Origin of the sequence: Streptomyces torulosus, from assembly GCF_001419765.1 — a bacterium.
Taxonomy (GTDB): domain Bacteria; phylum Actinomycetota; class Actinomycetes; order Streptomycetales; family Streptomycetaceae; genus Streptomyces; species Streptomyces torulosus.
Map to the genome: position 1 here is coordinate 1 of NZ_LIRK01000702.1, position 6,220 is coordinate 6,220.

7 protein-coding genes are annotated in these 6,220 nt (G+C 74.5%); 2 read left to right on the forward strand and 5 right to left on the reverse strand.

From position 1 onward, the window contains the following. Together AOK23_RS37840 and AOK23_RS37845 are read right to left on the reverse strand one after the other, a co-directional pair. A partial coding sequence (locus AOK23_RS37840; protein ID WP_055717004.1) for an ROK family protein occupies positions 1-849 on the reverse strand: 849 nt, incomplete at its 3' end. 51 nt (positions 850-900) lie between these two features. Continuing rightward, positions 901-1,623 (reverse strand): alpha-ketoglutarate-dependent dioxygenase AlkB family protein, encoded by a 723-nt coding sequence (locus tag AOK23_RS37845; protein ID WP_055717005.1) that lies wholly within the window; start codon positions 1,621-1,623, stop codon positions 901-903. Between the two features lie 66 nt (positions 1,624-1,689). Here AOK23_RS37845 and AOK23_RS37850 point away from each other — a divergent pair, with 66 nt between their 5' ends. Then, entirely contained in the window at positions 1,690-2,844 is a 1,155-nt protein-coding gene (locus AOK23_RS37850) for a methyltransferase (RefSeq protein WP_206336405.1), read from the forward strand. Between the two features lie 36 nt (positions 2,845-2,880). On the opposite strand, the gene AOK23_RS37855 is transcribed toward AOK23_RS37850, so the two are convergent. The 3 genes from AOK23_RS37855 to AOK23_RS37865 form a co-directional block, all read right to left on the reverse strand. Beyond that, complete coding sequence (locus AOK23_RS37855) at positions 2,881-3,654, reverse strand: AraC family transcriptional regulator (RefSeq protein WP_055717007.1); 774 nt, start codon at positions 3,652-3,654, stop codon at positions 2,881-2,883. Positions 3,655-3,823: 169 nt separating this feature from the next. Next, positions 3,824-4,684: a class II fructose-bisphosphate aldolase gene (locus AOK23_RS37860; RefSeq protein WP_055717008.1), complete on the reverse strand. Its 861-nt coding sequence runs from the start codon at positions 4,682-4,684 to the stop codon at positions 3,824-3,826. 124 nt (positions 4,685-4,808) lie between these two features. After that, positions 4,809-5,696, reverse strand: a complete 888-nt coding sequence (locus AOK23_RS37865) for an SIS domain-containing protein (protein WP_055717009.1) — start codon at positions 5,694-5,696, stop codon at positions 4,809-4,811. A gap of 145 nt (positions 5,697-5,841) precedes the next feature. Here AOK23_RS37865 and AOK23_RS37870 point away from each other — a divergent pair. After that, a partial coding sequence (locus AOK23_RS37870; protein WP_157878271.1) for a DeoR family transcriptional regulator occupies positions 5,842-6,220 on the forward strand: 379 nt, incomplete at its 3' end.

Consider the following 6,220-nt stretch of genomic DNA (forward strand, 5'->3'; position numbering starts at 1 on the left):
GTCGAGGCAGCCGCGGCTGCCGCAGTGGCAGGGGCGGCCCTCGGGGTTGACGGTGAGATGGCCGACTTCGAGGGCGAGGCCGGAACTCCCGGTGTGCAGGCGGCCGTCGAGGACCAGCGCGCCGCCGACGCCCCGGTGGCCGGTGGCCACGCAGAGGAGGTCGCGAGCACCTCGGCCGGCGCCGTGCCGGTGTTCGGCGAGCGCGGCGAGGTTCACGTCGTTGGCCGCGAAGGCCGGGCCCTGGATGCCGGCCGCCCGTACCCGCTCGGAGAAGATCTCGCGGACCGGGGCACCCGCCGGCCAGGCCAGGTGGAGGGGGTTCAGGGCGAGGCCCGCCGGTTCGGCCACGGCGGACGGCACGGCGAGGCCCGCGCCCACGCATCGTCGGCCCGTCTCGCGGAGCAGGTCGGCGCCCGCCTCGACCACCGACCCGAGCACCTTCGCCGGGTCCGCGTCGACGGTCTCGCAACCGGGGGCGGTCGCCACGATCCGCCCGCCGAGCCCGACCAGCGCGGCCCGCCATCCGTCGGCGTGCACCTGGGCGGCGAGCGCGACGGGGCCCTCCTCGGCGACCTCCAGACGGTGCGAGGGGCGCCCCTGGGAACCGGCGGCCGCGCCGGGGTGCGCGTCGACCCGGATCAGCCCCAGCGCCTCCAGCTCTGCGGCCACGGCACCCGCCGTGGCCCGGGTGACGCCCAGTTCGGAGGTGAGCACGGCCCGCGTCGGCGCCCGCCCGGTGTGCACGAGTTCGAGCGCCGGACCGAGCGCGCCCCTCCCCCGGTCCAACCGGGTACGTGTCGTCGCCGCTGTCCCTTCGCCCGCCGCCTTGGGGGCCGCCTTGCCGTCCATGAGGGCGAGTCTCCCATGATCCGTACCGGCTCGGGTGCCGCCGGGTCGGCCTCACCCGCCGCCGAAGCCGCTCACCCGCAGAGTGATGTTCAGCCGCCCGGCCAGGCCCAACGCGGGCGGCGCCGTCCCCGCGTACACCCGGGGCACCCCGTGGTACGCCTGCCGGGACGGCCCGCCGAACACGAAGAGATCGCCGCTGCGCAGCTCCACGTCCGTGTACGGCCGGGCCCGCGAGCGCGGGTTGCCGAAGCGGAAGACACAGGTGTCGCCGAGGCTCAGCGACACCACCGGCGCGTCCGACTCCTCGTCGCCGTCGCGGTGCATGCCCATGCGGGCGTCCCCGTCGTAGAAGTTGATCAGGGCGATGTCGTACGGGTCCGTCATCACGTGGGGGCCCGGCGCCGGGTCGGCTGCCGTGCCGGGGGCCGTCGCGGGGCCGGGGCCCTTCTCCGGGGCGGTACCGGCGGCGTCCGCGACCGCGCGGCGGGCCAGGGCGTCCAGCCAGGTCGGGAACGGCTTCACGGGGGCGCCGTCGCCGTCGACCACCGTGCCGGCGTAGCCGTACGGGTACCAGTGGTGGCCGAGGCAGACCTGGCGTGCGGTCATCGTGCCGCCGCCGGGGGTGTGGACCGTGCGGAGCCCGGCGGGCGGGCGGGCCCACTCACGGCAGGCCGCGAGGAGCCGCCGCTGCCGCTCCATGTCCAGCCAGTCGGGGACGTGGACCGCGCCGGGCGCGATCTCCGTACGGCTGCGGGGGAACAGCTCGGCGTCCATGGCTCCATCATCACGCACCCCGTGGGGACCCGGCCTGAGCTGCGGCTCGGTTAGCCTGGGGACACGATGAGCGACCGTATGACCGCGCCCTGGGGCGAGTACGCCCTGGCCCGCCACCCCGAGGACCCCCGTGACCGGCTGCGCGCCTGGGACGCGTCCGACGCGTATCTGCTGCGCCACCTCGCGGCGAGCGGAACACCGCTGGACGGGACGGTCGTGGTGGTCGGTGACCGCTGGGGCGCGCTGACCACGGCGCTCGCCGGGCACCGGCCGACCCAGATCACCGACTCCTTCCTGAGCCGGGAGGCCACCCGGGCGAACCTCACGCGCAACGGGGCCGACCCCGACACCGTGCGGCTGCTCACCACCCAGGACCCGCCTCCGGAACGGGTCGACGTGCTCCTCGTCCGGGTTCCCAAGAGCCTCGCCCTCCTGGAGGACCAGTTGCACCGGTTGGCGCCGGCCGTGCACGAGGGGACGGTCGTCGTCGGCACGGGGATGGTGAAGGAGATCCACACCTCGACGCTGAAGCTGTTCGAGCGGGTCCTCGGGCCGACCCGCACCTCGCTCGCCGAGCAGAAGGCACGGCTGATCTTCTGCACGCCGGACGCCGGGGTCGTGCGGGCCCGCGAGGCCGACCCGTGGCCGTACACCTATGAACTGCCGGACGACATCGGGATGTTGGCCGGGCGCACCGTCGTCAATCACGCGGGGGTGTTCTGCGCCGACCGGCTCGACATCGGCACCCGGTTCTTCCTCCGGCACCTGCCGCGGGGCCGCGGTGGCGGGCGCGTGGTGGACCTGGGGTGCGGCAACGGCGTGGTCGGTACGGCGGTCGCGCTGGACGACCCGGACGCCGAGGTGGTGTTCGTGGACGAGTCGTACCAGGCGGTGGCCTCGGCGGAGGCGACGTACCGGGCGAACGCGGACGGCAAGGCCGAGTTCCGGGTCGGGGACGGGATGGCGGGGTTCGCGCCGGGCAGCGTCGATCTCGTCCTCAACAACCCGCCGTTCCACTCCCACCAGGCGACGACCGACGCGACGGCCTGGCGGATGTTCACCGGGGCGCGGCGGGCGCTGCGGCCGGGGGGCGAGCTGTGGGTGGTCGGCAATCGCCATCTGGGGTATCACGTGAAGCTGCGGCGGATCTTCGGCAACAGCCGACTCGTCGCCGGGGACGCCAAGTTCGTGGTGCTGCAGGCGGTCAAGCGGGGGTCGTGACGGCGAGGGCGCCTGTCCGTGGTGTTCGGCGGCAGGTCATGGAGCGACACCGCGCAGGGCCCTCGGGGATGCGCCCAGCTCGCGGCGGCAGGCCTTGTTGAAGGCCTGGAGGTCGGGGATGCCCACGGAGGCGGCGACGGCGGGGATGGAGAGGGTCGTGGCGCGCAGCAGGTGGTGGGCGCGTTCGAGTCTGCGGCGGCGGATGTAGCCGACGACCGTGCTGCCCGTCTCCGCCCGGAACAGCCGGGTCAGGTGGTTGTGGGACACACCGGCCGCCTGGGCCACGTCCGGGATGGACAGCGGGGCCGCGAGGTGGGCCTCGATGTGGGCGATGGCCGTGATGACCGCCGGGTGCGGGCCCGGGTCCGCCGCGGCGGGCGGCGTGAGGTGGGCGACCCGCCACAGGGTCGTCCAGATCTCGGCCCTGGTGCGCTCGGGCTCGCTCGGGGCGGCGGCCACCGCCTGGAGCAACAGATCGGTCAGGGCGGGGAGTTCGGGGCCGGCGTCCTGGACGACGGGAACCGTGCGGAGCGCGCCGGTCGGGGCGATGCGCAGGTGGGCGTAGAGGTGTTCCGAGCGGCCCCGGTAGCGGTAGCGGACCGTGGTGTCGGGCGGGACGAGGCTGACCCGGCCGGGGCGGATGGTGTGGAGGGAGCCGTCGACGGTCAACTCGGCCTCGTACTGGTAGAGGTGGAGCTGCCAGAGCTCCGGGAGCCGGAACACGTCCGTCCGCCCGGCCACCCCGTGCACGCCGACTCCGATGCCCGCGACGACGGGCGGCTCACCGAGGTGGATCTCCGTCTCCCGCATGACGGAAAAGTACCAGTGACGGCCGTCACATTCCCCGCGCGGGTGGCTCCGTTAGAAGGACCTTTACACGGCAGCCCCCGGGCGCGCCTCTTTCCCCTGGCGACGGCCATAGGTCGTCTCGGGCGCCCCGGCGCACGGGACGGCGTACATCACCGCCTGACCCCAAGCCTCACGTCGACGGGGTGGCCAGGACGCCGATCAGCCGGGCCACCGTCTCCGTCATCGCCGTACGGCCCGCCGCGAGGTAGGTGCGGGGGTCCACGGCCTCGGGGCGGGCGGTCAGGAGGTCGCGGATCGCGCCGGTCAGGGCGATGTTGAGGGCGGTACCGATGTTGACCTTGGCGATGCCGCCGGTGACGGCCGCCCGGAGTTCGTCGTCGGGGACGCCGGAGGAGCCGTGCAGGACGAGGGGGACGTCGAGGGCACCGGAGAGCCGCTTGAGGAGGGTGTGGTCGAGGGTGGCCGTCCGGGTGGTCATGGCGTGCGCGCTGCCGATGGCCACGGCGAGGGCGTCCACTCCGGAATCTGCCACGAAGGCTCGGGCCTCGTCGGGGTCGGTACGGGCGCCGGAGGCGTGCGCGTCCAGCGGCGGCAGCCCGTTCTTGCCGCCGACCTGCCCCAACTCGGCCTCGATCCACAGCCCCCGGGCGTGCGCCCAGTCCACGGCGGCCCGGGTGGCGGCGAGGTTCTCGGCGTACGGCAGGCGCGACGCGTCGTACATCACCGAGCTGAAGCCGGCGTCGGGTGCCCGGCGCAGCAGGTCGTCGCTCTGGATGTGGTCGAGGTGGAGCGCGACGGGCACGGTCGCCCGCTCGGCCGCGGCGGTGGCGGCGCGGGCCAGCGGGAGCAGATCCCCGTCGTGGAACTTCACCGCGTTCTCGCTGACTTGGAGGACGACGGGCGCGTCGACGGACTCGGCGCCCGCGACGACGGCCTCCGCGTGCTCCAGGGTGATGATGTTGAACGCGGCCACGGCGGTGTGCGCGGCGGCCGCCCCCGTGATCAGCTCGCCGGTCGTCGTGAGGGGCACAACTCCTCCTGAAGGGCTGGACGGTCGAGGATCTGCCGGCGGTACGGGGTCGTCGCACGATCCGCACGTGTCGCGCGGCCGGCCTTCGCCGTACGATCCGCACGCGCCGCGCGGGCCGGGCTCGTCACGGGGTCGGGTCGAGGATCACCGAGCGGGTGAGGTGGCGGGGTCGGTCCGGGTCGAGGCCACGGGCCGCGGCCACGGCGACGGCGAGACGTTGGGCGCGGACGAGTTCGGCGAGGGGGTCGAGCCGGCCGGCCACCCAGGTCCCGCCGGTCCGGCGGACCTGCTCGGCCAGCCCCTCGGGAGCCTCCCCGAACATCCATGTCGCCGTACCCCGTGTGGTGACGCTGATGGGGCCGTGCCGGTACTCCATCGCCGGATATCCCTCGCTCCACGCCAGCGCGGCCTCCCGCATCTTGAGCGCGGCCTCGTGCGCGAGCCCCACGGTCCAGCCGCGGCCGAGGAAGGTGAACTGGGCGCTGTCGACGACGCCTTCGGGCAGCGGGGCCTCCAGCGCGGTGCGGGCGTCGGTCACGGCCCCGTCGACGGGCAGGCCCGCGTGGGCGCGGAGCAGGGTGAGTGCCGTGGTGGCGAAGCGGGTCTGGACGACGGATCTCTCGTCGGCGAAGTCCAGCACGACGAGGTCGTCGGCGGCCGTCATCACCGGTGTGTCCGGGTCGGCCGTGATCGCGGTGGTGCGGGTACGGCCCCGGAGCGCGCCCAGCAGGTCGAGCACCTCGGTGGTGGTGCCGGACCGGGTGAGGGCGACGACCCGGTCGTAGGCGCGGCCGTGGGGGAACTCGGAGGCCGCGAAGGCGTCCGTCTCGCCCTGCCCCGCGCCTTCGCGCAGTGCGGCGGCGGCCTGGGCCATGAAGTACGACGTGCCGCAGCCGACGAGCGCCACCCGCTCCCCCGCCGCGGGCAGGGCACCGGCGTGGGACACCGCCTCGGCGGCGGCGCGGGACCAGCACTCGGGCTGGCTGTTCAGTTCGTCCTCGACGTGGGTCATACGGTCACCCTCCCCAGCAGACGACAGCTCCATGCTCGTAGGTGCAAGATAGAGCCTCGTTTCGAACATCTTCAAGCATCCGGGCGGTACCGTCTGCGCTAGGGTCGTCCGAAGATCACGTCCGGACGGAGAGGTGGGGTGCCCCATGTCCCGCGACGCCCGCTGGCAGACGCTGCTCGAACTGCTCGTGGAGCGGGGGCGGCTCGACGTCGAGGAGGCGGCGGCCGAGCTGGCGGTGTCGGCGGCGACCATCCGGCGCGACTTCGACCAGCTGGCCGAGCAGCAGATGCTCGTCCGGACGCGGGGCGGGGCGGTCGTGCACGGGGTGTCGTACGAGCTGCCGCTGCGCTACAAGACGGCCCGGCGGGCCACCGAGAAGCAGCGCGTCGCGAAGGCGGTGGCGGACCTCGTCGCGCCCGGTGAGGCGGTGGGCCTGACGGGCGGCACGACCACCACGGAGGTCGCGCGGGCGCCCCCGACGCCAGATCGCCGCGTACGGCCAGCGCCCGCGCTGACCTCCGTGG

Coding starts and splice junctions, on each gene's coding strand:
- AOK23_RS37845 (WP_055717005.1), bottom strand. CDS start 1,623: ATGGACGCCGAGCTGTTCCCCCGCAGCCGTACGGAGATCGCGCCCGGC.
- AOK23_RS37850 (WP_206336405.1), top strand. CDS start 1,690: ATGAGCGACCGTATGACCGCGCCCTGGGGCGAGTACGCCCTGGCCCGC.
- AOK23_RS37855 (WP_055717007.1), bottom strand. CDS start 3,654: ATGCGGGAGACGGAGATCCACCTCGGTGAGCCGCCCGTCGTCGCGGGC.
- AOK23_RS37865 (WP_055717009.1), bottom strand. CDS start 5,696: ATGACCCACGTCGAGGACGAACTGAACAGCCAGCCCGAGTGCTGGTCC.